Here is a 24,979-nt window from a genome sequence, read left to right as displayed (position 1 = left end):
AAATATGACCAACCCACTATTGGAAAATCACCATTTACCACCATTTTCCGCCATTAAAGCCGAGCATGTTGAGCCCGCAATTGATCATGCGTTGAGCACCGCACGCAATAAAATCGACACGATTTTAAGCACACTGACAGAGCCCACCTGGGAAACCCTGGTACAACCAATGGAAGATATGGATGCCCTGATTGACAGTGTCTGGTCACCAGTCAGTCATATGAATTCGGTGGTCAACTCAGAAGAACTTCGTCAGGCTTACAACGCCTGTCTGCCAAAACTCAGCGAGTTTTCTACCGAATTGGGCCAGAATGAAACGCTGTATCAAGCCTATAAAGCCATTGCCGAAGGCGCTGAATATCAGAAATTGGATACGGCACAGAAAAAAGTTATTGATAACGCCGTGCGTGATTTTCGTTTGTCCGGTGTTGAGCTGGATCAGCAACAACGTGATGAGTTTAAAAAACTGTCACAGCAAATGACTGAACGCACCGCCAAATTTGAAGAAAATCTGCTGGATGCCACCCACGCCTGGCGCAAGCTGATCACCGATGAGTCATTATTATCCGGTTTACCGCCATCCACTATTGAAATGGCCGAGCAAATGGCCAAGCGAGAAGGCGAGGAAGGTTGGTTGTTTACCCTGGATTTCCCATCGTATATGCCGGTGATGTCTTACGCTGATAATCGTGAATTGCGTGAGGAAATGTATACCGCGTTTGCCACCAAAGCCTCAGACCAAGGTCCGAATGCCGGCAAATGGGATAACACCGAAGTGATGCTGGATATTCTGAACTTGCGTCATCAACTGGCTAACCTGTTGGGGTTTGCCAATCACGCCGAACGTTCTTTGGCCACCAAAATGGCCCAGTCACCGCAACAGGTTCTGGATTTCCTGCAAGATCTGGCCAAGCGTTCCAAACCGATTGCCGAAAATGAATATGCCGAATTACGGGCTTTTGCCAAAGTGACTGCCGATCAAGGCCAGCTGGAAGCCTGGGATGTCACGTATTTTGCTGAGAAACTGCGTCAGCAGCGTTATTCGATTTCACAGGAAGAACTCAAACCGTACTTCCCGGAAGACAAAGTGGTCAGTGGTCTGTTTGCCGTGGTGAATCGTCTATATGGTCTGGATATTCGCGAACGTAATGATGTGGATGTCTGGCATAAAGACGTGCGCTTTTTTGAAATTGTTGCTGAAGACGGCAGCGTTCGTGCTCAGTTTTATCTGGATTTATATGCCCGCCAACATAAACGTGGTGGTGCATGGATGGATGAATGCAAGGCACGCCGTCGTACAACCAATGGCATTGAGATTCCTGTCGCCTTTTTGACTTGTAATTTTTCTGAGCCCGTCGGGGATAAACCAGCTTTGTTCACCCATGATGAAGTGACAACACTGTTCCATGAATTCGGTCATGGCCTGCATCATATGTTGACCAAAATTGAATATGCCGGTGTCTCCGGTATCAATGGTGTGGCTTGGGATGCTGTTGAATTGCCAAGCCAGTTTATGGAAAACTGGTGTTGGGAACGTGAGGCGCTGGATTTGATTTCCGGCCATTACCAGACCGGTGAAAAACTACCTGATGAATTGTTCGACAAAATGATCGCTGCACGTAACTTCCAGTCCGCGATGATGATGTTACGTCAGCTGGAATTCTCGTTATTTGATTTCCGTTTGCATCTGGAATTTGATCCGAATCAGCCGAATCAGGTCGAGAAAATTCTTGAACAGGTTCGTAATGAAGTGACCGTGGTCAAGCCACCCAAATTCAATCGTTTTGCTCACAGCTTTGCCCACATCTTTGCTGGTGGGTATGCCGCAGGGTATTACAGCTACAAATGGGCAGAAGTGTTGTCAGCAGATGCCTTCTCCAAGTTTGAAGAGAAGGGCATTTTTGATCGGCAAACCGGTCTGGAATTCCTGGAAGCCATTCTGGAGCAGGGCGGCAGCCGCGAACCGATGGAACTTTTTATTGAATTCCGTGGACGTGAACCGCAGATAGATGCGCTTTTGCGTCATACCGGAATTGCCGCATAAACAAAAAAGGGCCGAAAGGCCCTTTTTTATGAACTCAGGAATCTGACTTTTACGAATTCATACAAATTTGTACGGATTCCTGAGCAGTGACAATCATTCTTGTTGCCTGATCTTTGGTTAGCTTGTCCGCTTCAATATCCTGCAGAATGGTTTGGTTCAGGTTTTGAGTTGTTTGAGCTAAATCTGCTCCCCCTGCTACCGGCAAAATGGCTTTGTCACGATAAACTTCCGGGAAATCTTTTAAGGCATTCAACTGGCAACTCGCCATTCTCATGACATAGGCATTGGCTTCTGACTCAACAGCGGTTGCCGTCATTTCCGGTCTGGCAGCATTCAACTGCTGCACAACCATAGGTTTTAATTGTGTGGTGTAGTTTGTTGTATAGTTTTTTTCATCCTGCTCATCAATTGCCAGAGCTAATTGCGCAGCAAAGATAAAAGGTAATGCCAGTAATAATTTTTTCATTTTATATTTCTCTAAAAGTGGGCCAGATAAAGCACCAGTCTTTCAATGTCAGACTTTAAACTGGCTAATATCAAATTCTTGTGAACTGCAAAATAAATCCACAGCACAGCTTTACACAATGCAGTACTGAAAAGCAAAAGAGCACCGAAGTGCTCTTTTATAACGTTGAAATGCGCCTAACGTAATTGACTGTCTTTACTGCCACGTCGGTTAAACAGACTGGCAGTCTTGTTTTCCTTATCAATCATTTCCTGACATTTCACGCAGAGGCGAACACCTGGCACCGCCTCACGGCGTGCCTGAGGGATTTCCTTATCGCACTCTTCACAATGCGTCAGGCTTTCGCCTTTAGGTAAACGGGAACGTGCCTGTTGAATACCGTCTTCAACACTGGCATCAATCTGATCCTGCACCGCGCCATCACGAGACCATCCTCCAGCCATAACAACCTCCAACTGACTGACTTCACAGATTTATTTAAGCATATTAAACCTATATTGGGGTGGTTGCTTTAAAAGGTAAGATGATAAAGATGGATTGTATTTCAAGGGTAGGTTGGGTTGAACTGGAGAAACCCAACAATAGCTTTTGTTCTATAACTATTTTGTTTCGACTTTATGTCGAGTCAGGGGAATGCGTGCCCATTCCCCTAACAACCCCAGGGCACCCCTTGTGTTGGCCTGCGGCTCCCCGATAAAAATGGCTATCTCAGGGAAATCGAAAAAACTCGCTGCGCTCAGACATTCCGATTTCTTATCCTGAGATAACCATTTTTATCGGCAACACAAAAGGGGATTTAGGGAGTGGCTGTAGGTTGGGCTGAATGCAATGAAGCCCAACAATCTTGACGTGAATTTTAATAATGTTGGGCTTCGTAAACTCAGCGCCAACCTACGAAAAGCGTTGATAATGTCCTTATGCGAAGCCGAGCATCGCAAAGCTGCTCGTATCAGCATAACGGTTGTTTGACCGAAGCGACAAATTTGTCTGGAACAAATTTGGACGCCGGACGCGCTAAAAGGGTGAGTGGCATGGATGCCATGAATCAGACAGGCAAGTTTCTATTCCTGACAAAAAGTCGCTACTCGTCACCATATAACGGGATTAGGGGGCTTATAATAAAATGACCGAACACCTGTTCTTTTCTCCCTGATTCACTTTGGCAGTGCATCGGATAAACTTAATGATGTGAACTACATTATTGAAAATACTTTATTAGGGTCATATAAAAACCGTTTATAAGCTTCCAACCTCAATAGCCATGCAAAATAAGAGGATTCTGATGCGATTCCATCAGCTATTGGATGTAACGCTACAAGACCGGCTGAGTTAGTAAAGTGGCCATGTTCTTTTACAGCATGACATACTTTAGATGCGCCAGAGTTTGGGAATGGCCGCTTGCCATCATAGATATGATGAATACTCCAGCCATGGCCATTATCACGAATTGGTCTTTCACCTCCTGCGAGCAAAAAAGCCATAATTGCTGGACCATTTGAACGACGGTCAGGAGATATACCAGCAGTTTTTAAAGTAAGTAATTGCTCATTGCTGTAAACATGAAATTTTTGACGTACAGCATCAGGCATGAAAATAATTTTATTTTTAGGCCATTTAATAAATGAATCAGGTTTTTCAAAATAGACTTTATCTATTATTTCGTTGATATATTCTTCATCAGGTTTTTTGAGCTTCCTTTGAATTAAACTCGGTATGCTAAATCTCGTTTTATGATGAAAAACAGTCGCCCTAAAAATTTTTTTTAGATTTTCTCCGGTATTTTCAGATGGCCAAGTTGATTCTGGATTGTTCGAATGTTCAAGAGAATGTATTTTTGTGTAGTCCTTTTTTAGAGATTCTATGTCGGTAATTAATCGAATTGTTCCAAAGCCGTACCCTGATCCAGATAGTTGAAATCCATCTGGATACATATCGGTGAATAAAAAATTGCTTGTAGTGATATTGCTGAAACCTGGAGTACTGTGGAATCTACAAGTAACACTCAATGATTTATTTATACTTTGAATATCACTGATCGTTAAGTGAATTAATGTTCCACCTTCTTTGTATATACCTTCCCGATTTACAAAGCGATGTTTAATATCCCTATCACTCAACACATCATTTCTACCTGTTTTGAGATGAAGTCCAATCTTATCAAACTAATTGGTAAAGCTGTTAAGCTACAACTAATTCAATAAAAACATCTAATAGAATGAAATACACCGACCTAAGAGACTTCATCACCAACCTGGAAAAACAGGGAGAACTAAAACGCATAACAACCGAGGTAGATCCCCACCTAGAGATGACGGAGATTTGTGATCGGGTATTGCGTGCTGGTGGTCCGGCGATTCTGTTTGAGAACCCGAAGGGTAGCAAGATTCCAGTATTGGCTAATCTGTTTGGTACACCTAAACGGGTGGCGCTGGGCATGGGTGAGGATTCGGTTGAGGCGTTACGTGAAGTCGGCAAGTTACTGGCTTTTCTAAAAGAGCCTGAACCACCGAAAGGTATGAAAGACGCCTGGGATAAGTTGCCGATCTTTCGTCAGGTTTTGAATATGGGCCCGAAGGTGGTGAAAAAAGCCCCTTGTCAGGAGCAGGTGATTGAAGGCGATGACATTGATCTGGGTGAATATCCAATTCAACTGTGCTGGTCGGAAGATGCGGCACCTTTAATTACCTGGGGTTTGGTGGTCACCAAAGGGCCGCATAAAACCCGGCAGAATTTAGGTATTTATCGGCAGCAGGTTATTGGTAAAAACCGGGTGATCATGCGTTGGTTATCGCATCGTGGTGGGGCACTGGATTTTAAAGAATGGCAGCAAACGCATCCTGGCGAACCGTTTCCAATCGCTGTGGTGCTGGGCTGTGATCCGGCGACTATCTTAGGTGCGGTGACCCCCGTTCCAGACACGCTTTCTGAATATGCGTTTGCTGGTCTGCTACGCGGTAGCAAAACCGAGTTAGTGAAATGTATCGGCAGTGATTTGCAAGTGCCTGCCCAAGCCGAGATTGTATTGGAAGGCTTTATCTACCCGGATGATATGGCACCGGAAGGGCCGTATGGTGATCACACGGGTTATTACAATGAAATCGACAGCTTTCCGGTATTTACCATTGAGCGAATTACTCAGCGTAAAAACCCGATTTATCACAGCACTTATACCGGTCGTCCACCTGATGAACCGGCGATTTTAGGTGTGGCACTCAATGAAGTATTTGTACCGATTCTGCAGAAGCAATTTCCAGAGATTGTCGATTTTTATTTGCCGCCCGAAGGCTGTTCATATCGGATGGCCGTGGTCAGCATGAAAAAACAATATGCCGGTCATGCCAAGCGGGTGATGATGGGTGTCTGGTCATTTTTACGGCAGTTTATGTATACAAAATTCGTTATCGTCGTCGATGATGATGTGAACGTGCGCGATTGGCAGGATGTGATTTGGGCCATTACCACACGGATGGATCCGGCTCGGGATACGGTTTTAATAGAAAACACGCCGATTGATTATCTGGATTTTGCTTCACCGGTATCAGGGCTTGGTTCCAAAATGGGGATGGATGCCACCAATAAACTGCCCGGCGAAACCAACCGCGAGTGGGGCAGGCCAATTGAGAAAGATCCGGCGATTGTCGCTCGGGTTGATGCGATTTGGTCAGAGTTGGGATTGGATGACGACGACTCAGCCCGGTAATTGAATACCGACAAAAGCCAACAGATTCAACACGGCCATAATGATCAGCAGCCAGATGGTGAATTGCATACCAATAATCCGTCGGGGAATGATGGCTTTTCTGACGCCATTGGCGTGAATCATTCGACCGATAATAAACAGGCTGCCCAGTGAATGAATTAACCAGGCTGGTCCTTGACTGAGTTCCAATAGTAATAACAGCAGCAAACCAATCGGCAGATATTCAATGGCATTGGCATGGGCGCGAATGGCCGCGAGTAAATCCTGATGTCCGCCATCGCCTAAAGCCACTTTATGTTGCCTTCGCAGGCCGATCACATTGCGAGCTAAAGTGACTACCATCAACGCAGCCAATGCGGCATAAATTCCGGTAATCATAGTCAGCTCCTATAAACCGTCGGTATTGGATTCCACCCAGCGTTCGCCACTCGGGTTCTGTTCTTTTTTCCAGAACGGCGCTTTATATTTCAGCTCTTCAATCAGCCAGTTGCAGGCATCCAGAGCGGCACGGCGATGGGCTGACCAGCAGCCGATTAATACTATGGCTTCACCGGGAAACACTTCACCGACGCGATGCACGATCAAACAATCATTTAACGGCCAGTCGGTTTTAGCCTGTTTTTCCAATTGTTCGAGATAACGCTGAGTCATGGCGGGATAATGTTCCAGCGTCATGGTTCTGACGGTAGCGTCATCATTATAATCACGCATGGTTCCGATAAAGCTGGCGGCTGCGCCATCTCTGCCCGCAGGCATCTGCTGCGAAAACTCACTGAGCCATTGATAAGGCTGAAAGTCTTCATCGAGAATATGCGTGGCCATAATTAACCTCCGGTGACCGGTGGGAAAAAAGCGACCTCATCACCGTCTTTCACCTGACTTTGCATATTGGCGTAGTCAAGATTAACGGCGACCAGCAGATTATTGGGGGGCGTGGCGGACTGGGTTGCCAGATCCCAGACTTCGGTAACAGTAGAGGCCTGTTCTACCGTAGTCTCACTCTGTCCCAGACTTTCACGCAGACTGGCAAAAAATTTGACTTGAATAGACATCTGGTTGATTGTTTCCTTGTTTAAAACATAAGGATAACACCCAAAATGGCAGAGTTAACGCATTTTAATCAGGCCGGTGAAGCGCATATGGTCGATGTTGGCGATAAAGCCGTGACACAGCGCAAGGCCATCGCTACTGGCCGGATTATCATGTTGCCGGAAACCCTGAAATTGATTGAGCAGGGCAATCATAAAAAAGGGGATGTCCTGGGCATTGCCCGCATTGCCGGCATTATGGCGGCCAAACGCACCTCGGATTTGATTCCACTGTGTCATCCACTGGCGTTAACCAAAGTATCTGTCGAGTTTGTAATGGATGCAGCTAATAATGCCGTGAATTGTCAGGCTGAAGTCGCTACCTCTGGCCAAACCGGAGTGGAAATGGAAGCACTTACTGCGGTACAAGTGGCGCTGTTGACTATCTACGATATGTGTAAAGCCGTGGATCGCGGCATGGTGATCACCGATGTCTGTCTGTTGGAAAAAGCTGGCGGTAAATCCGGTCACTGGCAACGTTTTGTTTAAAAAACGTTGCTCTGTCCACAATGTAATTTTCAAAATTAAGTTTGAATTCAGTATCTGTCCTCTAAACTACGTATAGGAATTTTTCCTATGTTCGAGAGGGTATAACCTCCCGATCAGTTCAACTTAATGCTGAGTTCATTTATGCCTCATTTGATTTTAAAACTGGTTTTCGCCGTGTTTCTCGCTTTGCCTATGGTCAGCCAAGCCTCAGAATTACGCCTATTGATCGATATGTTGCATGAAAATGGCATGGTTAGCGAAGAACAATATGGTCGTTTGTTAGCAGAGCTGGAACAGAACCAACAGAAATCAGCAAAAGAAAAACAGGAAATTGTCGAAAAACTTGAATTAGCCACGCAGCCGCCGGAAGTGGAAGTCACTACTAAAGGTGGCCTGCGTGTCAGAACGACCGATGGTGAGTTTGAGACCCGTTTACGTGGCCGTTTGATGATCGATGCAGCCGATTACAAAGGCGATCCGGAAATGGGTGATGGCACCAATATCCGCCGTGCCAGACTGGCCTGGACCGGACGTATGTATCGGGATTGGGGTTTTCAGCTTGATTATGATTTTGCCGACGGCGGCAAAATGCGTGATTCATTTATATCTTATCTGGGGTTTGAAGATACCCGTTTACGGGTAGGTCTGATGGAGATCCCGTTCCAACTGCAATACCGTAGCAGCTCCAGTAACTCGCAATTGATAGAACGTAGTTTATTGGGTGCCTTTGGTGGCGATCGTTATATCGGTGTTATGGCCGATACCAAAAAACAGCACTGGACTGCTGCCGCCGGTTTGTTTGGCGAAACAGCGACCCGGCAGAATCCGATTGTCGATGAAGGCTGGGGAGTCGGAGCCCGCTTTACGGTTGCTCCGATTAATAACGAAAAAGATAAATTACTGCATTTTGGTATCGCCAGCATGTACCGCAATGTTGAAGATGTTGGTGTCATCGAGTTCAGTGATGAACCAGAAGCCAGAGTTGCCGGCAATAATATTGTTGATACCGGTGAGATTTTTAATACGGATAGTTTTACCCGTTACGGCGCAGAGTGGGCGATGATAAATGGTCGGTTGTCGGCGCAATCTGAATATGTATTAACCACCGTTGAACGTAGCAGTGCTGACGATTTGAAATTCAGCGGCTGGCATTTCCAAACCGGCTTCTTCCTGACCGATGACTCATTAAATTACCAGCGTGGCGATTTTGGCAGCCCTTCGCCTAATAAGCGTTTAGGCGATGGTGGTATCGGCGCGTGGGAATTAACCTTGCGTTACAGCAGCCTGGATCTGAATGACAAACTGATTGATGGGGGGGAAATTCAGAACATCACGTATGGGGTGAATTGGTATCCGGTACCGATGCTGAGGTTTTCAGCCAACTACATTGATGTGCTGAACGTCAGCGGGGGACCCAATGATGGTCAGGAACAACGTATCTTTCTGGTGCGAAGTCAGTGGGCTTTTTAGACAAATATTACAATTGCTTAAGGCGCTTCAATAACGAATGTCACTGCTCACGTTACCTATATTTTTAAGAGAAACGAATTGTGGTGTCAATAACATAAAATTAAAGCGGATTCTCACTAAATTTAGTTAATATATTCATTAAAAACAATGGATTAATTTATTATAAGTATTTATTAAGTAGTCCATCACAATTATTAAAAATAAATCTGTTTTTAATAAAAAAATAATTAAGAAGATCCCGGAATGTGACGATAATATTACAGAATTTTTATCGTATCCATTTTGAGGGACTTTAACATGCTATCTAAAAAACACCTGTTGGCGGCCGCCATAGGTTTATCTCTGAGTTTTTCCACCCAGGCCTCCGAGCTGGAAACACTGATTAATATGCTGCACGAAAACGGCATGGTGACCGATGAACAATACGGTCGGTTAATGGATGAACTGGCAGAAAACAAAAAAACCAATGAACAACAACAAGCCGAGCTTGATGAAAAGCTGGCTGAAGCGACCAAACCTTCTGATGTAGAAATATCCACAAATGGCGGGTTAACACTGAAAACCCGCGATGGCCAGTTTTCAACCAAAGTCGGTGGCCGTGTTCAGGTTGATGCTGCTACTTATGGCGGTTCGCCGGATATGGGGGATGGAACCGATATCCGGCGTGCCCGGTTATATCTCTCAGGTACTTTATATCGTGACTGGGGATATAAACTCGAATATGAATTTGATAATGACAGTATTACGGATGCGTTCATTAGTTATAACGGGTTTGAAAACTATCAAATCATGGTCGGTAATTTTAAAGATCCGTTCAGTCTGGATTATATGATCAGTGCCAATAACACCATGTTTATGGAACGTGCTTTACCCACAGCCTTTAATGCCGGACGGCATATCGGCGTGATGGGCGCTCGTAATAGTCAGTATTGGACATTGGCAGCGGGTGTGTTTGGTGACACGGTTAGTAATACCGGCGGTGATGAAGATGAAGGTTGGGGCTGGAGTTCACGTGGCACCCTGTCGCCAATCAATGAACCCGGTAAACTGCTGCATTTTGGTCTGGGTTTAAATTATCGTGATTTGCAACCGAGTAATGAAGTACGTTTCAGTCAGGCTGCGGAATCCAATGTTTCCGGTGTGCGAATTGTTGATACGTCAGTGCTGGATAATGCCGACAGTATGCTGAAATCAGGTCTGGAACTCGCCACGGTAATGGGGCCTTTTACTGCCCAGGCAGAATATATCCGCGCCTCAGTGGATCGTGACAATATCAGTGATGCCGACTTTGATGGCTGGTATGTGCAGAGCAGTTATTTACTTACCGGAGAATCCCGACCTTATAAAAACGGCGTATTTGGTGGCATTAAACCTAATCGTCGCCTGGGTGATGGTGGCATCGGTGCCTGGGAAGTGGCCATGCGATACAGCTCACTGGATTTGAATGATGGAGCGATTAATGGCGGCGAAGCCGATTCAATGACGCTGGGTCTGAACTGGTATCCGGTGCCGATGTTACGTTTCTCAGCGAATTATGTGCATGTATTGGATATTGACGGTGGGCCACTCTATGATGGCAAGAAACCTAATGTGTTCCAGGTTCGCAGTCAGTGGGCTTTCTAAAATATAGCCTTAACCATCAATAACGTATTACTTAGCAGTAAAGCCATGGCGATGTAATCTGCTCTGTCCTTCGGGGCTGAGCAGATACATCGCCAGTTTTTGGGTTGCAGCCGATGCACCATGACGGATAATCAGTCCATATTCCGCGCCGACTGAAAGGTTTTCTGGCAGTTGGATTATCTGCAGCTCAGGCAGCTCTTGTTGGGCCAATACCGCATTAGTGCAATAAGTCAGAAATACATCCACGTTGTTTTGTTGCATTACCCAGGCATATTGATTTTGGTTTTCCGGAGCTTTGGGGCTGTCTGGTCCGCCAGTCAGTTGCTGGGCTTTGTTGCTCAGTAACTTTAAACTACCCGGATGACTCTTTTCGGCTTGGTGAAACAGTTCCCAGGCATAGTCACCACTGGGATCGGATTTTGGTGTTGAAGTCCCTAACCGGATATTTTTATCGAGCAGCGTTTCCAAAAAATTGTTGGTGGTCAGTTCAATTTCAGGTTGAGCCAAGGCGCACAGTTGATTCCGGGTCACTAGCGTTACTGTTTCTCCCCAGCCTTGAGCGGCGAGAGTTTGTGGATGTGACATATTCGCCGAGACAAAGATATCAACATTTTCCCCAGTTTCAATGGCTTCTCTTAAGATCCCACTCGGTCCGAACTGACTGGTAATCGCAATACCATGCTGTTGTCTGTACGCCGTCAATACTTCGCCGAGAGCAGTTTTCAGGCTACCTGCGGCATATAGCGTTATGCCCTCAGCCCTTGCCGTATTGAGTGGTGCAATCATCATTATCACCCAGAATATTCGCAACATTGTTTGAGTGGTCATGTGTGTTTTCATCATCTTTTTTTCTACAAAGCGTTGAGAAATTGCAGTAAAGCATCACGATCCGCTTTAGGCATAGTGATCACCGCATCTCGACTCTTTTGAGCTTCACCGCCATGCCAGAGAATAGCTTCCAGCAAGGTTGTGGCCCGACCATCATGTAAATATCCGACCTTGTCACCAACCTTTTCTGCAAGCCCGATTCCCCATAATGGTGACGTTCGCCACTCCGATCCTCTGGCGCCATTATCAGGACGATGATCGGACAGTTCTTCCCCCATATCATGCAAAAGAAAATCGCTATAAGGTGCTATAAGTCGATTGGCAAATGCTGCAGGTTTGGCTGTTAAAGACGTTTTGAGCTGTGGACGATGACAGGCTGTACAACCTGCCTCGTCAAATACTGCTCGACCCCGAATTACTTCAGGTTCAGATTGATCCCGTGGCGCCGGCACGGCCAGAAACTGTAAGTAAAAACTCACCGCTTGTAATTGTTCTGCTGTGAGTTCCGGCTCACCCCCCGAAACAGCTTGCTGGCAGTCAGTTTGAACGCTACTGCAGTTTTCTTCAGGAAATAATGCTGATGTGAGACCTAAATCCGCCTGAAACGCACTGGCAATTTGTTCATCTAAAGTCGCAATATTGGCTTTATAGCCAAACCGTCCCACATGCCGGGTTTGTCTCGCTTCATCGATTATCCAATTTACTCGTCCGGAAATGCCATCCGCATTTTTATCATCAGGATCCTGCCAGCTGAGAATTTCCTGTTTATCAATCATCTCAATCAGTCCCATTCCCACTAAAGCCGGGCCAATCCGTGCTGATGTCAGTACCTCACCAAACTCACCATAGCCAGGATTGACCAGCTGAATCGATGGTTTCCGTATAGTGAGCGTTTCACCCTCACTGAGTGTGATGCTGGAATATTCATAATGAACTTCGGCTCTGCCCTCTGCGGGCACACCGGGGACAGCAAATTCCTGTAATTGCCCACCGTAAACCGGGTGTGGTTCGCTATGAAAAGGATTCTCGCCCGGAATACTAAGTCGGACCAGCATCGAACGCATTTTTTCTGTCGGACCATCGGGCGCCCGGCCACGACCATTTCCGGCATGACAGGCTAAGCAGGAAATGCTGTTATACAGTGGTCCCAGGCCATCAATTTCTTCATCATTTGATGGGGCAATCACCCACATCTGATTAAACAGACTGCGACCAGCGGCAAATTGTCCGAGTTGCTGATCACTATTCAAAAATGGCATCGGCATGGATAATGCGCGGCGACTTAGCTCAGTGGTTTCCAGTAAATCCTCGGCATACACACTTTCTGACAAAACTACGCCCATATAGATAAGGGCTATCAGACGGATCATGGTTTGGAGGTTAATTGCGCCAGCATAGTGAGGGCTTTGTCATATTGCCTTTCAAATGACTGGGCAAGCTCGGATTTAAATGCCTCACAGTTTTGCTGTTTTTTGTCATCATCATGACGTTGGGCACAGTCTTGCAATACCACGTTATCCATTGCCGGTTCTTCTACTGGCCAATGCTGCAAAAGGCTTTTTATTTCAGCTAATGCTGCCAGTTGTTCGGCATCTGCGTTTTGCTGCAATTGATGCCATTGCTGCCAGGCCTGTTTTAACTTGTCATGCTGCAGGGTAATCGCCGCATCAAATACCACGGCGTTGAACTCACGTCGTTGCAATCCTGTTTGATAATCATATTGATGGCGGATATTGCCGGCAAATGGGTTCTGCATTTTTGACGCCTGACTGTAAACGCTGGGGCGAACCGGTAATTTGCGTAAATCGGGGTGCAGTAATAACGATTGCCCTGGCTCGGAGACAATAAAGTCAACAAAGGTATTCGCTGCTTCGGGCTGAGTGGTGACAGATAAAATGCCAATGTGAGCCGGATTAAAAGCCGTTTGTTTCGGGTAGATAAACTTGCCATTGGCCCCATTGGCAATACTGGAGGCGGCAAAAAAATCCATGGTAAAAGCGACTTTGGCCTGACCTGCTAAAACCGCTTCGGTGGTGAACATGCCACCACGCCCCATTAAATGGCTATTGGCGGCAATCTGCTGCCATTGATTCCAGCCGCTTTGCCAGCCTTCAGCCTGTAATAGCTGATCGATAAGCATATTGGCAAAACTGACTTCGGATGGAATCGGTAACGCGATATTGTCCTGCCACTCAGCTTCCAGAAGATCCTGCCACTCATCGGGAACGGCCAGTCCGGTCTGTTTCAGTTTTTCTGGTTCAAAGAATAAGCCGTATCCGGCGACTTCCGTTGCAATGAAATAACCTTCTGGATCCGATATCGCTGTTTCACCCAGCAATATTGGCAAACCTTCACGGTTTGTTTTGAGCTGTGCTAATTTTCCATGCGCTTTTAAGCTCAAAAAGGTACGTACGGAAGGCATCCAGATTACATCAACCTGTTCAGATTCCTCTTGCAGCAACATTGACAGGGCATCATGCGGTCTGCGCCACAGAATATTCAGTTCGATATCGGGGTGAGCCTCTTCAAACGCCTGCTGCATCACCATGACCACGGGTTGTGGGTAGCTGGTCATCACATTCAGTGTGACGGCTTTTGCCGCTCCGGAGAAGATCAGCAAACCGGTCAGCGCGAAAAAATGCAGATTTTTCAGCATTAGAATTGATAACTCAGATTAGCGTAATAAGTGCGGCCTGCTTCCGGGAAGCCTTCCTGATAGCCGTAATTTTTATCAAACAGGTTTTCAATGCCCATTCTGGCAGTCACACCCTTATCAAAAGCATAACTGGCGCGAAGACCGGCAATGGTGAAGGCATCGGCTCGACGTTCACCATCGGTCGTGGTGTCACGTTCGCTTTCATATTGGCTAGTGGCCGATACGCTGAATGGTTGGGTAATATGCCAGGTGGCGTAGACAAACACCTTATGACGGGGCACGTCTGTCAGCTTGAGATCGGAGCTTTTATTTTCCCGATCCAGATAGCTGTAATGACCACCAAACTCCCAATCGCCAAGCCAGAAATCACTGCTGAGTTCCAAGCCTTTGGCAGTCACTTCGCCAACATTTTGAAACTGGAACAGGTCAGGGGTAATGCTGACTTCCTGAATCAGATCCTTGATATCACTATAAAATACAGCCGCCTCAAATCGTGCGGTGGTGCCCACTTTATGTACCCAGCCAGTTTCAATGGTTCGGGATTGCTCGGCATCAAGTCCGGGGTTAGGCAGGGCAGAGCCAAACCGATAGGAATAGCGATCTTTAATAGTGGGGAAGCGGGATTTTTTCGACAGTGTCAGGCGGGCTTCATTACGATCATCAATGTCGATAAAGTATCCAATCTGCGGGTTCCATGAGTTGGCATCATTAGTCTCAAAAGGCTGTCCTGTTGCTACATCATCTGCCTGATCACTGCGGCGTCTGTCATAGCTTGCTCCAGCCACCAGATATTGTCTCTCGGTCAGACGAATAGTGTCTTCAATAGCTAAAGAGGTTGTCTTGTCCTGAAAGGTTCTGACTGGTTCGCCTAGATCGTTTTCTGTATGTTCATCAAACTTATAGTGGGCTGCCAGTTTGACATCATGCCGGCCTAGCGTTTTGCCAAATTCAACACTGGCACCGTAGGTTTCATCATCGTAAAAACTGTCAAAGGCATAAGGGCGATTTTGCGTGGTGTAAGTGTCATCATCGAAACTGGAAAGCAGATTATCAAAGCTGTCGTAATACAGACGCGTCTTGATATAGCTATCATCCCCGATCGCTGTATTACTGATGAAATAAACACTTTCTTTATCCCAATAAGGCCATTGCCAGTAACGGACACGGACATCGGGATTATCACCGGCATAGGGAGGCGTATTTTTTTCACCGTCCTGTTTGACATAGCCGATGGCGTATTCATCAGTTGAGTTGGGTGTTAATCCCAGCTTGATATTGAGCTTGGTATCTTTACGATCGGCATTATTACGCAAACCAGCGCCCTGGGCTTCAGTGGAATTAAAATCATCTGACAGCGAAAAACTGTCTTGCTGACGATAACTGGCACCCAGCTGGGCATACCACAGGCCTTGATTACTGCCGAGATTCAGCCAGGTACGTTTGCCATCACTGCCACTTCGATCACCCACGTTATAACCGGCTCCAATTTCCCCTTCGAGTTTTTCGGTGGGTTTGCGACTTACTAAGTTGATGGCACCGCCAAGTGTATTAGGGCCATATAAAACAGAGCTGAAGCTTTTTGAAACATTGATCTCTGCTAAATCAAATGTCGTAAAGCGGCCTAAATCTACATAACCATCGTATGGAATATAAACCGGAATACCATCAACAAATACCGGAACCTGACGCAAATCAAATCCACGGACAAACACCATCTGTTCACTTCTCGGGCCGATATTATTGGCGGTGACACCCGGCAGTCTATCCAGCGCTTCAGTGACTGTCTCACGATTTTCATCACGCATGGTCTGGGCATCAATAGTTGCTGATCCCAGTGCTGGAAGCGGTTGCACTGCATTGACTTCAATGCGACCCAAGTCAAAGCTTGAATCAGCTGAGGCGATAGCGCTGCATGCCAGAGATAGCGAAATAACGCCGAGGTTTAGTTTAAATGGGGTCATTTTTATATCCGTTTATATTTCTCAATGTATTTTTGTATATATATCGATAGCTAACGTTAAGCTTCAGAATTTCAATATTTACTTTTATTTATTTATTGGGTGGTGTGGCGGTAAAAAACAGCTGCTGATTATTTACTGTGAAAGTATCAATAATCTGTTTGCCTTTTTCGCTGGTCATAAAATCCATGTACTGTTTTGCCATAGTTGATTGCACATGGGCATGTTTTTCCGGGTTTACCGCCATAATGTGATACGGATTGGACAGCATTGATCCGCCTTCAAACAACAGCTTCAATTGCATTTTCTCCTGATACGCAATCTGAGTACCACGATCGGTTAATGCATAGCCTGACATTTCGTCAGCGATTTTCAACACAGCGCCCATGCCCTGGCCAGCTTGCACATACCAGCTGCCAGATGGGCTGATATTGGCGGCTTGCCAGAGTTGAAGTTCTTTTTTATGCGTACCGGAATCATCGCCACGGGAAACAAAGCGACTGCCGGATTCGGCAATTTTTTGCATTACTTCAGTGATGTTTTTAGCAGACGCAATGTCAGCGGGATCGTCGGCCGGGCCCACTACAACAAAGTCGTTATACATAACGTAGCGACGATCAATGAAATAACCTTCTTCGACATATTCAAGTTCGGCTTGCGGGGCATGCACCAGGGCAACATCGACATCACCATTTGCTCCCAGCTTCAGGGCTTGACCAGTGCCAACAGCGATCACAGCTACTTTGATATCGGTTGATTTAGTAAAGGCTTTATTTAGCACGCCTAACAGACCGGTATTGTCTGTACTGGTGGTGGTTGATAATTTCAGTAAAGAGTCGGCGTAAAGCGGAGAGGTCAGAAACAAACTGAGTATCAATACAATCGAAAAACGTTTCATGTTAATGCTCGATAATGTCTGGAAAAAATTCAATGTATTTCATCATACATATCGAGGGCTGTAAACGAAATATTTCAGCGTATATACCGGATATTAGTTTTTGAGTTGATGGGATAAAGTAAGCATTTCGTCTTCAATAGCCTGTTCAGCACGAAGCTGGGCTAGCCGATATTGCGTTAATACCTGTTTACCCAGTTCGGTTACTTCCGCTCCGCCGCCATGGCTGCCACCTTTAGCGGTGGTTACTATAGGCTGAACAAAACTCTCATTCATGGTGTTGACGAGATCCCATGCGCGTTTATATGACATATTCATCGCGCGGCCGGCAGCCGAGATAGAACCATTCTGGATAATGGCTTCCAGTAAATCAGCTTTGCCCGGGCCTAACGCGATCTTGTCATTGAGGTGAAGCCGGATTTTAACCGAAGTTTTAAAACTCATCTGTTGCTGAACCTGTTTGAATACCGCGATATTCTGATTTTACCCCTGTTCAAGCAATCGACGCAGATCAATCATAGCGGCATTGGCCCGAGAAACATAAGAAGCCATGACTAATGAGTGATTGGCAAACAGACCAAAACCGCTGCCGTTGAGAATAATTGGACTCCATACGGTGGCTTGGGTGGCTTCCAGTTCACGAATAATTTGCCGTAAGCTGATAAGTGCATTTTTTTTCTGTAATACATCAGTAAAGTCATGTTCTGCTGCTTTAAGCAGATGAATCATCGCCCAGATAGAACCACGTGCTTCGTAAAACACATCATCAATTTCAAGCCAGGGTGTTTTTGTTATTTTTTCATTTTGGGTAACCGTCGATTGGTGGGCACTGGGGTCACCGGCTAAGTCAGTATTAATACGCGCCTGTCCCACACTGGCACTGAGACGCTGAGACAGACTGCCTAAACGTTTTTCAGCGATACCAAGCCATGCGGCAAGGTTATCTGCCCGGGCATAAAACTGCGCTTCATCACGTTGCTCGTCAGCGAGCCGGGCCAAATAACTTTCAAGCGCTTTAATACCGTCACGATATTCACTTTCAGTCGGGGGGAATAACCAGGAGTCTGAATTAAAATTAAATTGTGGTTCGGCAATGATTAAGTCTTTATCTTCTGCAGATTGTGACTGGGAGCGGCTGATGTCGTTGCGTAGCGCGCGCGAATAGTCGCGAATCTGGACCAGAACGCCGAACTCCCAATTAGGCATATTGTCCATCCATACCGATGGTGGCATGACGTCATTGGTTAAATACCCACCAGGCTTGTCCAATAAGGTGTTGGCTAATGTAATCAGTGTGGCAGTGGAGGTGTAACCGGTCACCAGATCATGCTGTTTTTCAGCGGCTATTTCGACTGCATTTTGTTTGGGGTCAAAAGCACTCGGAGCTGAACTCCACCAAATCATGATCACGATGAATAAAAACACAATGATGGCGATTGCCACGAATAAGGCTTTGGATATTTGTCGGCGGCTGTCAGGATCGCGGAAGGAATCAATAAAATTCCACCACCGCTGACGAGTGCGCTGAATAAAAGTATTTGCGGCCATAAAACATCCAGAAGAATTAATTGTCAGATTTCACCATAGCGTATTTTTAACAGCAATAAAATGTAAAGATCCTGTTGGACAGGCATCGCATGTTTCACCCGGCTGGATGAAAAAATTTTCTACGGCGGGGCTGGCGATGTAAGGTCAACGGGCGCTGACGCCTTTCGGGAGCGGTTTCCCATAATTATGCAGGATAATTTCCTGAAAAGTTTACTTTAATAAGCTTGACGTAATAGTGAATGGGGCTGAATAATGCCCGGTTTGAAAATGCTTTTGATGAAGCGGGGGACGCTTTAAAAATGACACTCAGAGTTGAGATTGAAGATCTGGCCAAACATTTTGGCGAGATTCGAGCTGTAGATGGGGTAACCTTCTCAGTCAGTAAAGGCGAAGTACTTGGTTTTCTCGGACCGAATGGTGCCGGTAAATCCACCACAATGAAAATGATAACGGGTTTTCTGGCACCCACTCGCGGTACGGTCAGAGTCTGTGGTTATGATGTTCTGGCAGATCCTATTTCGGTCAAGGCCAACCTGGGCTATTTACCCGAAGGTGCGCCAGCCTATGCGGATATGACGCCAGACAGTTTCCTTAAATTTATTGCGGATATTCGCGGCCTGTCCGGTGCGGATAAAAAACGTGCTGTAGCATCTGCTGCTGAACGTGCCAGGGTCCTTAATGTGATGTATCAACCGATTGAAACCTTATCCAAAGGTTATAAACGTCGGGTCGGTCTGGCACAGGCCATATTGCATAACCCGCCGGTATTGATCATGGATGAACCGACCGATGGTCTGGATCCGAATCAGAAACATGAAGTGCGTACCCTGATTAACGAAATGGCAGAAGACAAAGCGATTATCATCTCCACGCATATTCTTGAAGAAGTGAATGCCCTGTGTACCCGTAATGTGGTGATTGCCAGTGGTAAAGTCGTGTTTGATGGCACGCCTGCCGAACTGGAAGCCAAATCACGTTATAACAATGCGGTGGTATTAACGGTCAATACAATCGATAACACCCAATTACTGCAGTATGTATCGGCACTGGATTTTGTAGCCGATACCGAAACGCTGACAACTGGTAACGGTATCCGGGTATTTCCAAAGAACAATGCGCATATCACCATTGCCTTATCGGAAAAAATTCGTGAACAAGGTTGGGAAATTGTATCGCTGTACGCTGAAAGCGGACGTCTTGATGAAGTTTTCCGGAGCATCACTTTGCCTAGTACTGCAGGAGTCAAATGATGAATATGCTGAATATATGGTTCATCATGAAACGTGAGTTCGGTGGTTATTTTGCCACGCCCGTTGCTTACGTTTTTATTATTATCTTTTTGTTATTGGCGGGTTTCTCGACTTTTTACGTGGGTAATTTCTTTGCCCGTGGCGAAGCCGACCTCTATCCATTCTTTTCTTTACATCCCTGGTTATACATTCTGTTAATCCCGGCCATCTCGATGCGCTTATGGGCCGAAGAACGTAAAAGTGGATCGATTGAACTCTTAATGACATTGCCGGTGTCGGTCTTTGAAGCGGTGCTTGGCAAATTCTTTGCCGCCTGGGCATTTACCGGACTGGCATTAATTCTGAATTTCCCGTTATGGATTACCGTGAATTATCTGGGTAATCCCGATAACGGTGTCATCTTTACTGGTTTTGTTGGCAGCTTTCTGATGGCCGGTGGGTTTCTGGCGATTGGTTCGTGCGTCTCAGCGGTGACTAAAAACCAGGTTATCGCTTTTGTTCTCAGCCTGATTGTCAGTTTGATATTTGTACTTGCGGGTTACGGTATTGTGCTGGATTTCTTCAGCAGCTGGGCGCCACAGCCTTTGGTAGATGCCATCAGTTCATTTAGTTTTCTGACCCACTTTGATGCCATTTCCAAAGGGGTAATTGATTTACGTGACATTTTGTATTTTGCAGCGCTTATCGCTATCTGGTTGTTTGCCAACGCCTTGATAGTGAATGCACGTAAAGCCGATTAGGAGCACGAGTCAGTAATGAATAAACAACTATTATCTTCAACCGGTTTGGTTCTGGCCGTCATACTATTTATTGCGTTTATTATCGTGGTAAATGGTAATTTCAAATCAGCCCGGGTCGATTTAACCGAAGACAAACTGTATACCCTTTCAGAAGGTTCTTTGAACATTTTGTCATCGTTACAGGAACCCATCACACTGCGTTTTTATTATTCTGAGCAAGTTGCTCAGGCGTTGCCTTCGCTAAAAGCCTATGCCCAAAGGGTTCAAGAGTTGCTGATGGAGTATCAGCGTGCATCCGGTGGCATGATACAGGTCAAAATCATTGACCCTAAACCGTTCTCCGACCATGAGCAGCGAGCTAAACAATACGGTTTGCAATCGATTCCAATTGAAGGTGAAACCGATCCGTTATTTTTTGGGGTAGCGGGCACCAATATTCTTGATGGTCTGGAACGGATCCGCTTCTTTCAACCGGAAATGGAAGATGTGTTGGAATACGATTTGACCCGGATGATTTATCAATTGTCAGACGTTGAACGTAAAAATGTCGCGGTGATGAGCTCGTTGCCAATTGATGGAGAAGGTTACGATCCGTTGAAAGGTCAGTTGGATACTGAGGGTGGTGCGAAACCATGGGCGGTGATGGGTAAACTACGTGAAATGTTTAATGTTTCTGTGCTGCCCGAAGATATTCGCCGTATTCCATCATCAGTTGATTTATTGATGGTGGTGCATCCGAAAGAATTACCCCAACAAACGTTATATGCCATTGATCAATATGTGTTGCGTGGTGGCAAATTAATTACCTTCGTTGATCCGTTTGCGGAGGTCGATGTTCCGGAAAGAGACCCTGAAAATCCGATGGCTGCAATGGTTGCCAATCGAAGCTCAAATATGCCAGAGCTGTTAAGTAATTGGGGTGTGGAACGTCATGCTTCAGATGTAGTGGCCGATCGTAAAACGGCTCGACAGGTCGATTTTGGTGCTCGCAGTAATAATCAACCGATTGAATATGTGTTGTGGAATGCGCTCAGCGAAGAGAACATGAATGAAGAGCAACGCATTACTTCTAAATTACGCAAGATCAACGTGGCAACAGCAGGTCACTTTATCACGTTGGATGATGCGACAACTAAAATCACGCCGTTATTGAGTTCCAGCAATGAAGCGATGCTGGTGGATAAGCGAGTGGTGCAATTTCGTAATGATCCGGTCGCGCTGCTCACTAAATATGAGAGTGGCACTATCAGCTATCCATTAGCGGTGCGTATTACTGGCCAATCTGATTCAGCCTTTCCGGAAGGTGCGAAAAGTGATGGCGGTACCATGGTGAAAATGCCTGACCATATCGACCAGGCAGTAGATGGGATTGATGTTATTGCTATTGCTGATGTCGATCTATTGGATGACCGTTTCTGGGTCATCATGCAGGATTTTTATGGTCGGGATTTAGCCTTTAACACTTCCAATAATATCGACTTTGTGCATAACGCTATTGAAGAATTGACTGGCTCGGAAGGGCTTATCAGTGTCCGCTCCCGTACCGGTTTTACCCGTCCATTCGTTCGGGTTGAAGCCTTGCAGCGTGAAGCCGAAAGACTTTACCGGGCCAAAGAGCGTGAGCTGGAAAATAAATTACAGCAAACCCGTCAGCGTATTGCTCGTATGCAGGTGGATCGTTCTGCCACTGGCGAACAAATAACGACACCGGAGCAGCAGAAAGAAATTGCTGAATTCAGAGCAATTGCCGACCGTACCGAATTAGAATTGCGGGCGGTAAAAGGTAACCTGCGTAAAGATATCGATCAGTTGGAAGCATTGATCAAGTTTATCAATATTGGTTTGATACCCATCATTGTGGCGATACTGGCACTGATTACCGGATGGTTGAGGGTGCGTAAGCGTTCACGTGGCCGTTTCCAATCGTAAATTCTGCATCCGTCATACGACGGATGTATCAAATTGAACAGACAGGTTTTACAGATGCTGAAAAAACTAAATAGCCTTTCCATACTCACTATCATCACTGCAGTGATGGTCGTTTGGATGTTGATAACCATTTATAAAGCAGAGGATACCAGCGATGATTTTTCATTGTTGTTTCCAGAATTGTTTGAACAGCTCAGCGATGTGAATAAAATCACTTTCCACAGCGAAAGAGATGAATTTACGCTGACTCGACAAGGAAAAGGTTGGTTTATAAAGGATTATCATAATTACCCGGCTGATCAGGCTTTGGTCAGAAGAATGCTGGTGGATATGGCCGATGCCCGTATTCTTGAGCAGAAAACCGATGATCCTGATTTGTATCCGGTATTGGGGGTTGAAGGCGCTGAAAATGACGGCAGTTCTTTTGTCATTAATTTATACAACGATGAGCAGGAAATTGTTGGTTTGATTCTGGGGCAACCCCGCGATTTGAGTTCTGAATCGGCCGGTCCGCAACAATTTTATGTCCGCCGTGACGGAGATGAACGCAGCTATCTGGCTGAAGGTTACTTTCAATTCAGTCCGATGATGTTGAACTGGATTGATGGACAGATCGTCGATATTGCACGTGAGCGGATTGCCAGAGTAGATATTATTCAGCCAAATGGTGACACTGCTACTTTGGTTAACCTGGGCCAGAAAGATAAATTTGGTACACCGGAGAGTCGTGAAAACACTGTCTTCAGATATGAGCAGCTTGGTTACGATATTGCCGGTTCGCTGTACCAGATGCGTCTGGAAGATGTTCAGCCGGCCAGTGATTTTTCCCGAGGTAATGCTGAAGTCGTTCGGGCAGAGTTTTTAAGCTACGATGGTTTAAAAGTGATCGCCGAGACTTCCTTTAATGACGGATTTTACTTCTCTACTTTCCGCGCGGAGTATGCACCTGACGAGGTTCCTGAGGTACCGGAAGCCATTGCCAGTCTGGAACAATTAAAAACTCCTGAACAAGTACAGGCAGAGGTCGCTGAAATTAATGAGAAAGCAGAACCTTGGGTATATCGTCTGGGTGGCTTTGTTGGTAACAATCTGATGCGCGCCAAAGCCGATATGGTGACCGAGCGGGATCAGGTTATTCCTATGCCGGGTGGATTTGGCCCTTAAATAAATTAAGGGACAGATTGATATAAAAAAAGCCCCGGAAGGGGCTTTTTTGTGCCTGCTCAGCCTTATTCCGCTTCAGCTTTATCCCGCCATTCTTCCAACAATTCCTGCACGGTAATGGCCAGATCATCCGGGGCAAACTTGGCAATAAATTTATCTGCACCGACTTTCTCAACCAAAGCATTGTTAAAAGTGCCGCTCATTGAAGTATGCAGCAGAATACGGATATGTTTCAGACTTGGATCCTGGCGGATAGCCGTCGTCAGGGTATAACCATCCATCTCCGGCATTTCAATATCGGAAATCAACATGGCGATATGTTTACCGACATCAATGCCTTCTGCAGCCCATTCTTTCAATTGATCTAACGCTTGTTTGCCATCATTAACAATCGTACAGCTGACACCAATCTGCTCCAAGGTACGACGAATCTGATTACGGGCAACACTGGAATCATCCGCCACCAGAATATGATGTTTGTGTTCAGCATTTGCCTGGGCGAAACGCGTAACCAAATCAGCTGAAACCGTATCATCGATTCCCAGCACTTCCGACATGACTTTTTCCACATCAATAATCTGGATCAACTCATTATCTATTTTGGTTACTGCAGTCATGTAGTGTGCTGAACCCGATGCACTAGGTGGTGGCAATATGTCTTTCCAGCTGATATTGACGATTCGATCGACTTGACTGACCAAAAACCCCTGAACATTACGGTTATATTCGGTAATGATGACAAAGTTTTCCTGAGGATTCACTACAGGACGTTTACCAATTCCCTGAGATAAGTCAAAGATGCTGATGGTTTTATCCCGGATGCGTGCCGCTCCACGGACGACGGGGTGGGAATGAGGCATTTGAGTAAGAGGCGGGCAGGCAATAGCCTCGCGCACTTTAAACACATTAATGCCATAACGTTGTGAGCCACCCAACTTAAATAATAAAAGTTCCAACCGGTTCTGACCGGCAAGTTGTGTGCGTTGGTCAATACCGTCAATCATGCTTGCCATAAAAATTCTCCTGATTACTACAAGAGTATAACGGCAGTAATGTTGATTTCTGAACCGTAAATATCGGAATGAAAGTTGCAGGCTTTGAATGTGAGTTTATTTACCGTGCTTATTGCCG

At 45.9% G+C, this 24,979-nt stretch carries 23 protein-coding genes; 9 read left to right on the top strand and 14 right to left on the bottom strand.

The annotated features are described in order from the left end of the window. Positions 1 to 4 precede the first annotated feature (4 nt). The gene (prlC, locus tag B2W60_RS06355) at positions 5 to 2,044 is read left to right on the top strand and encodes an oligopeptidase A (protein WP_292362051.1); all 2,040 of its coding nucleotides are present in this window, start codon (positions 5 to 7) and stop codon (positions 2,042 to 2,044) included. 49 nt (positions 2,045 to 2,093) lie between these two features. On the opposite strand, the gene B2W60_RS06350 is transcribed toward prlC, so the two are convergent. The 3 genes from B2W60_RS06350 to B2W60_RS06340 all read right to left on the bottom strand — a co-directional run bounded on the left by B2W60_RS06350 (position 2,094) and on the right by B2W60_RS06340 (position 4,630). Next, a complete protein-coding gene (locus B2W60_RS06350) occupies positions 2,094 to 2,510 on the bottom strand; it encodes a hypothetical protein (protein ID WP_292362052.1) in 417 nt (138 codons plus the stop codon). Between the two features lie 176 nt (positions 2,511 to 2,686). After that, the gene (locus tag B2W60_RS06345) at positions 2,687 to 2,953 is read right to left on the bottom strand and encodes a DksA/TraR family C4-type zinc finger protein (protein WP_292362053.1); all 267 of its coding nucleotides are present in this window, start codon (positions 2,951 to 2,953) and stop codon (positions 2,687 to 2,689) included. 750 nt (positions 2,954 to 3,703) lie between these two features. Further along, a complete protein-coding gene (locus tag B2W60_RS06340; protein ID WP_292362054.1) occupies positions 3,704 to 4,630 on the bottom strand; it encodes a hypothetical protein in 927 nt (308 codons plus the stop codon). A gap of 95 nt (positions 4,631 to 4,725) precedes the next feature. Between B2W60_RS06340 and ubiD the strand changes: the two genes are divergently transcribed. Further along, positions 4,726 to 6,210: a 4-hydroxy-3-polyprenylbenzoate decarboxylase gene (gene ubiD / locus B2W60_RS06335; RefSeq protein ID WP_292362055.1), complete on the top strand. Its 1,485-nt coding sequence runs from the start codon at positions 4,726 to 4,728 to the stop codon at positions 6,208 to 6,210. On the opposite strand, the gene B2W60_RS06330 is transcribed toward ubiD, so the two are convergent. The 3 genes from B2W60_RS06330 to moaD are packed head-to-tail and all read right to left on the bottom strand — an operon-like array spanning position 6,199 to position 7,262. After that, positions 6,199 to 6,588, bottom strand: a complete 390-nt coding sequence (locus tag B2W60_RS06330) for an MAPEG family protein (protein WP_292362056.1) — start codon at positions 6,586 to 6,588, stop codon at positions 6,199 to 6,201. The genes ubiD and B2W60_RS06330 overlap by 12 nt on opposite strands. Before the next feature lie 9 nt (positions 6,589 to 6,597). Then, positions 6,598 to 7,032 (bottom strand): molybdenum cofactor biosynthesis protein MoaE, encoded by a 435-nt coding sequence (locus B2W60_RS06325; RefSeq protein WP_292362057.1) that lies wholly within the window; start codon positions 7,030 to 7,032, stop codon positions 6,598 to 6,600. 2 nt (positions 7,033 to 7,034) lie between these two features. Continuing rightward, complete coding sequence (gene moaD / locus B2W60_RS06320; RefSeq protein WP_292362058.1) at positions 7,035 to 7,262, bottom strand: molybdopterin converting factor subunit 1; 228 nt, start codon at positions 7,260 to 7,262, stop codon at positions 7,035 to 7,037. Positions 7,263 to 7,307: 45 nt separating this feature from the next. Here moaD and moaC point away from each other — a divergent pair, with 45 nt between their 5' ends. The 3 genes from moaC (at position 7,308) to B2W60_RS06305 (ending at position 10,880) form a co-directional block, all read left to right on the top strand. Continuing rightward, positions 7,308 to 7,787, top strand: a complete 480-nt coding sequence (gene moaC / locus B2W60_RS06315; RefSeq protein WP_292362059.1) for a cyclic pyranopterin monophosphate synthase MoaC — start codon at positions 7,308 to 7,310, stop codon at positions 7,785 to 7,787. Positions 7,788 to 7,928: 141 nt separating this feature from the next. Continuing rightward, a complete protein-coding gene (locus tag B2W60_RS06310; RefSeq protein WP_292362060.1) occupies positions 7,929 to 9,257 on the top strand; it encodes an OprO/OprP family phosphate-selective porin in 1,329 nt (442 codons plus the stop codon). Between the two features lie 297 nt (positions 9,258 to 9,554). Beyond that, entirely contained in the window at positions 9,555 to 10,880 is a 1,326-nt protein-coding gene (locus B2W60_RS06305) for an OprO/OprP family phosphate-selective porin (RefSeq protein WP_292362061.1), read from the top strand. A 27-nt stretch (positions 10,881 to 10,907) separates the two neighbouring features. Here the strand turns inward: B2W60_RS06305 and B2W60_RS06300 are convergent, their stop codons facing one another. From B2W60_RS06300 to B2W60_RS06270, 7 genes are all read right to left on the bottom strand, one after another. Then, positions 10,908 to 11,708 carry a molybdate ABC transporter substrate-binding protein gene (locus B2W60_RS06300; protein WP_292362062.1) on the bottom strand — a complete coding sequence of 267 codons (801 nt, stop codon included), beginning with the start codon at positions 11,706 to 11,708 and terminating at the stop codon, positions 10,908 to 10,910. A 23-nt stretch (positions 11,709 to 11,731) separates the two neighbouring features. Continuing rightward, on the bottom strand, positions 11,732 to 13,078 hold the full coding sequence (locus B2W60_RS06295) for a di-heme oxidoredictase family protein (protein ID WP_292363749.1): 1,347 nt from the start codon (positions 13,076 to 13,078) through the stop codon (positions 11,732 to 11,734). Next, on the bottom strand, positions 13,075 to 14,364 hold the full coding sequence (locus B2W60_RS06290; protein ID WP_292362064.1) for an ABC transporter substrate-binding protein: 1,290 nt from the start codon (positions 14,362 to 14,364) through the stop codon (positions 13,075 to 13,077). The genes B2W60_RS06295 and B2W60_RS06290 overlap by 4 nt, the downstream gene beginning before the upstream one ends. Further along, positions 14,364 to 16,325 (bottom strand): TonB-dependent receptor plug domain-containing protein, encoded by a 1,962-nt coding sequence (locus B2W60_RS06285; protein WP_292362065.1) that lies wholly within the window; start codon positions 16,323 to 16,325, stop codon positions 14,364 to 14,366. Before B2W60_RS06285 ends, B2W60_RS06290 begins: the two co-directional genes overlap by 1 nt. Before the next feature lie 88 nt (positions 16,326 to 16,413). Continuing rightward, the gene (locus B2W60_RS06280) at positions 16,414 to 17,220 is read right to left on the bottom strand and encodes a substrate-binding domain-containing protein (protein WP_292362066.1); all 807 of its coding nucleotides are present in this window, start codon (positions 17,218 to 17,220) and stop codon (positions 16,414 to 16,416) included. A gap of 93 nt (positions 17,221 to 17,313) precedes the next feature. After that, positions 17,314 to 17,661 (bottom strand): winged helix-turn-helix domain-containing protein, encoded by a 348-nt coding sequence (locus tag B2W60_RS06275; RefSeq protein ID WP_292362068.1) that lies wholly within the window; start codon positions 17,659 to 17,661, stop codon positions 17,314 to 17,316. Positions 17,662 to 17,700: 39 nt separating this feature from the next. Then, a complete protein-coding gene (locus B2W60_RS06270; protein WP_292362069.1) occupies positions 17,701 to 18,765 on the bottom strand; it encodes a DUF2333 family protein in 1,065 nt (354 codons plus the stop codon). Between the two features lie 299 nt (positions 18,766 to 19,064). On the opposite strand from B2W60_RS06270, the gene B2W60_RS06265 reads away from it, so the two are divergent. From B2W60_RS06265 to B2W60_RS06250, 4 genes are read left to right on the top strand one after another with little or no spacing between them, the layout of a single operon-like run. Beyond that, on the top strand, positions 19,065 to 20,015 hold the full coding sequence (locus tag B2W60_RS06265; protein ID WP_292362652.1) for an ABC transporter ATP-binding protein: 951 nt from the start codon (positions 19,065 to 19,067) through the stop codon (positions 20,013 to 20,015). Beyond that, positions 20,015 to 20,755, top strand: a complete 741-nt coding sequence (locus B2W60_RS06260; protein ID WP_292362070.1) for an ABC transporter permease subunit — start codon at positions 20,015 to 20,017, stop codon at positions 20,753 to 20,755. Before B2W60_RS06265 ends, B2W60_RS06260 begins: the two co-directional genes overlap by 1 nt. 15 nt (positions 20,756 to 20,770) lie before the next feature. Continuing rightward, entirely contained in the window at positions 20,771 to 22,684 is a 1,914-nt protein-coding gene (locus tag B2W60_RS06255; protein ID WP_292362071.1) for a GldG family protein, read from the top strand. 54 nt (positions 22,685 to 22,738) lie between these two features. Continuing rightward, the gene (locus B2W60_RS06250; RefSeq protein ID WP_292362072.1) at positions 22,739 to 23,848 is read left to right on the top strand and encodes a DUF4340 domain-containing protein; all 1,110 of its coding nucleotides are present in this window, start codon (positions 22,739 to 22,741) and stop codon (positions 23,846 to 23,848) included. A gap of 65 nt (positions 23,849 to 23,913) precedes the next feature. Here B2W60_RS06250 and B2W60_RS06245 read toward each other — a convergent pair whose 3' ends face one another. Beyond that, complete coding sequence (locus B2W60_RS06245; protein WP_292362073.1) at positions 23,914 to 24,861, bottom strand: chemotaxis protein CheV; 948 nt, start codon at positions 24,859 to 24,861, stop codon at positions 23,914 to 23,916. Positions 24,862 to 24,979: the final 118 nt, after the last annotated feature.

Source organism: Methylophaga sp. UBA2496, from assembly GCF_002341635.1.
In the GTDB taxonomy this organism is placed as follows: Bacteria; Pseudomonadota; Gammaproteobacteria; order Nitrosococcales; family Methylophagaceae; genus Methylophaga.
The sequence above is the reverse complement of the archived record's forward strand: the minus strand, read 5'-3'. Positions and strand labels throughout refer to the sequence as shown.

What these genes read in the sequence shown, in the direction of transcription:
- B2W60_RS06280 (WP_292362066.1), bottom strand. Translation starts at nt 17,220, where the DNA reads ATGAAACGTTTTTCGATTGTATTGATACTCAGTTTGTTTCTGACCTCT.
- B2W60_RS06290 (WP_292362064.1), bottom strand. Translation starts at nt 14,364, where the DNA reads ATGCTGAAAAATCTGCATTTTTTCGCGCTGACCGGTTTGCTGATCTTC.
- B2W60_RS06245 (WP_292362073.1), bottom strand. Translation starts at nt 24,861, where the DNA reads ATGGCAAGCATGATTGACGGTATTGACCAACGCACACAACTTGCCGGT.
- B2W60_RS06255 (WP_292362071.1), top strand. Translation starts at nt 20,771, where the DNA reads ATGAATAAACAACTATTATCTTCAACCGGTTTGGTTCTGGCCGTCATA.
- B2W60_RS06275 (WP_292362068.1), bottom strand. Translation starts at nt 17,661, where the DNA reads ATGAGTTTTAAAACTTCGGTTAAAATCCGGCTTCACCTCAATGACAAG.
- B2W60_RS06285 (WP_292362065.1), bottom strand. Translation starts at nt 16,325, where the DNA reads ATGACCCCATTTAAACTAAACCTCGGCGTTATTTCGCTATCTCTGGCA.
- B2W60_RS06330 (WP_292362056.1), bottom strand. Translation starts at nt 6,588, where the DNA reads ATGATTACCGGAATTTATGCCGCATTGGCTGCGTTGATGGTAGTCACT.
- B2W60_RS06310 (WP_292362060.1), top strand. Translation starts at nt 7,929, where the DNA reads ATGCCTCATTTGATTTTAAAACTGGTTTTCGCCGTGTTTCTCGCTTTG.
- B2W60_RS06305 (WP_292362061.1), top strand. Translation starts at nt 9,555, where the DNA reads ATGCTATCTAAAAAACACCTGTTGGCGGCCGCCATAGGTTTATCTCTG.
- B2W60_RS06300 (WP_292362062.1), bottom strand. Translation starts at nt 11,708, where the DNA reads ATGACCACTCAAACAATGTTGCGAATATTCTGGGTGATAATGATGATT.
- moaC (WP_292362059.1), top strand. Translation starts at nt 7,308, where the DNA reads ATGGCAGAGTTAACGCATTTTAATCAGGCCGGTGAAGCGCATATGGTC.
- B2W60_RS06295 (WP_292363749.1), bottom strand. Translation starts at nt 13,078, where the DNA reads ATGATCCGTCTGATAGCCCTTATCTATATGGGCGTAGTTTTGTCAGAA.
- B2W60_RS06350 (WP_292362052.1), bottom strand. Translation starts at nt 2,510, where the DNA reads ATGAAAAAATTATTACTGGCATTACCTTTTATCTTTGCTGCGCAATTA.
- B2W60_RS06325 (WP_292362057.1), bottom strand. Translation starts at nt 7,032, where the DNA reads ATGGCCACGCATATTCTCGATGAAGACTTTCAGCCTTATCAATGGCTC.
- B2W60_RS06250 (WP_292362072.1), top strand. Translation starts at nt 22,739, where the DNA reads ATGCTGAAAAAACTAAATAGCCTTTCCATACTCACTATCATCACTGCA.
- B2W60_RS06260 (WP_292362070.1), top strand. Translation starts at nt 20,015, where the DNA reads ATGAATATGCTGAATATATGGTTCATCATGAAACGTGAGTTCGGTGGT.
- B2W60_RS06270 (WP_292362069.1), bottom strand. Translation starts at nt 18,765, where the DNA reads ATGGCCGCAAATACTTTTATTCAGCGCACTCGTCAGCGGTGGTGGAAT.
- B2W60_RS06345 (WP_292362053.1), bottom strand. Translation starts at nt 2,953, where the DNA reads ATGGCTGGAGGATGGTCTCGTGATGGCGCGGTGCAGGATCAGATTGAT.
- ubiD (WP_292362055.1), top strand. Translation starts at nt 4,726, where the DNA reads ATGAAATACACCGACCTAAGAGACTTCATCACCAACCTGGAAAAACAG.
- prlC (WP_292362051.1), top strand. Translation starts at nt 5, where the DNA reads ATGACCAACCCACTATTGGAAAATCACCATTTACCACCATTTTCCGCC.
- B2W60_RS06265 (WP_292362652.1), top strand. Translation starts at nt 19,065, where the DNA reads ATGACACTCAGAGTTGAGATTGAAGATCTGGCCAAACATTTTGGCGAG.
- moaD (WP_292362058.1), bottom strand. Translation starts at nt 7,262, where the DNA reads ATGTCTATTCAAGTCAAATTTTTTGCCAGTCTGCGTGAAAGTCTGGGA.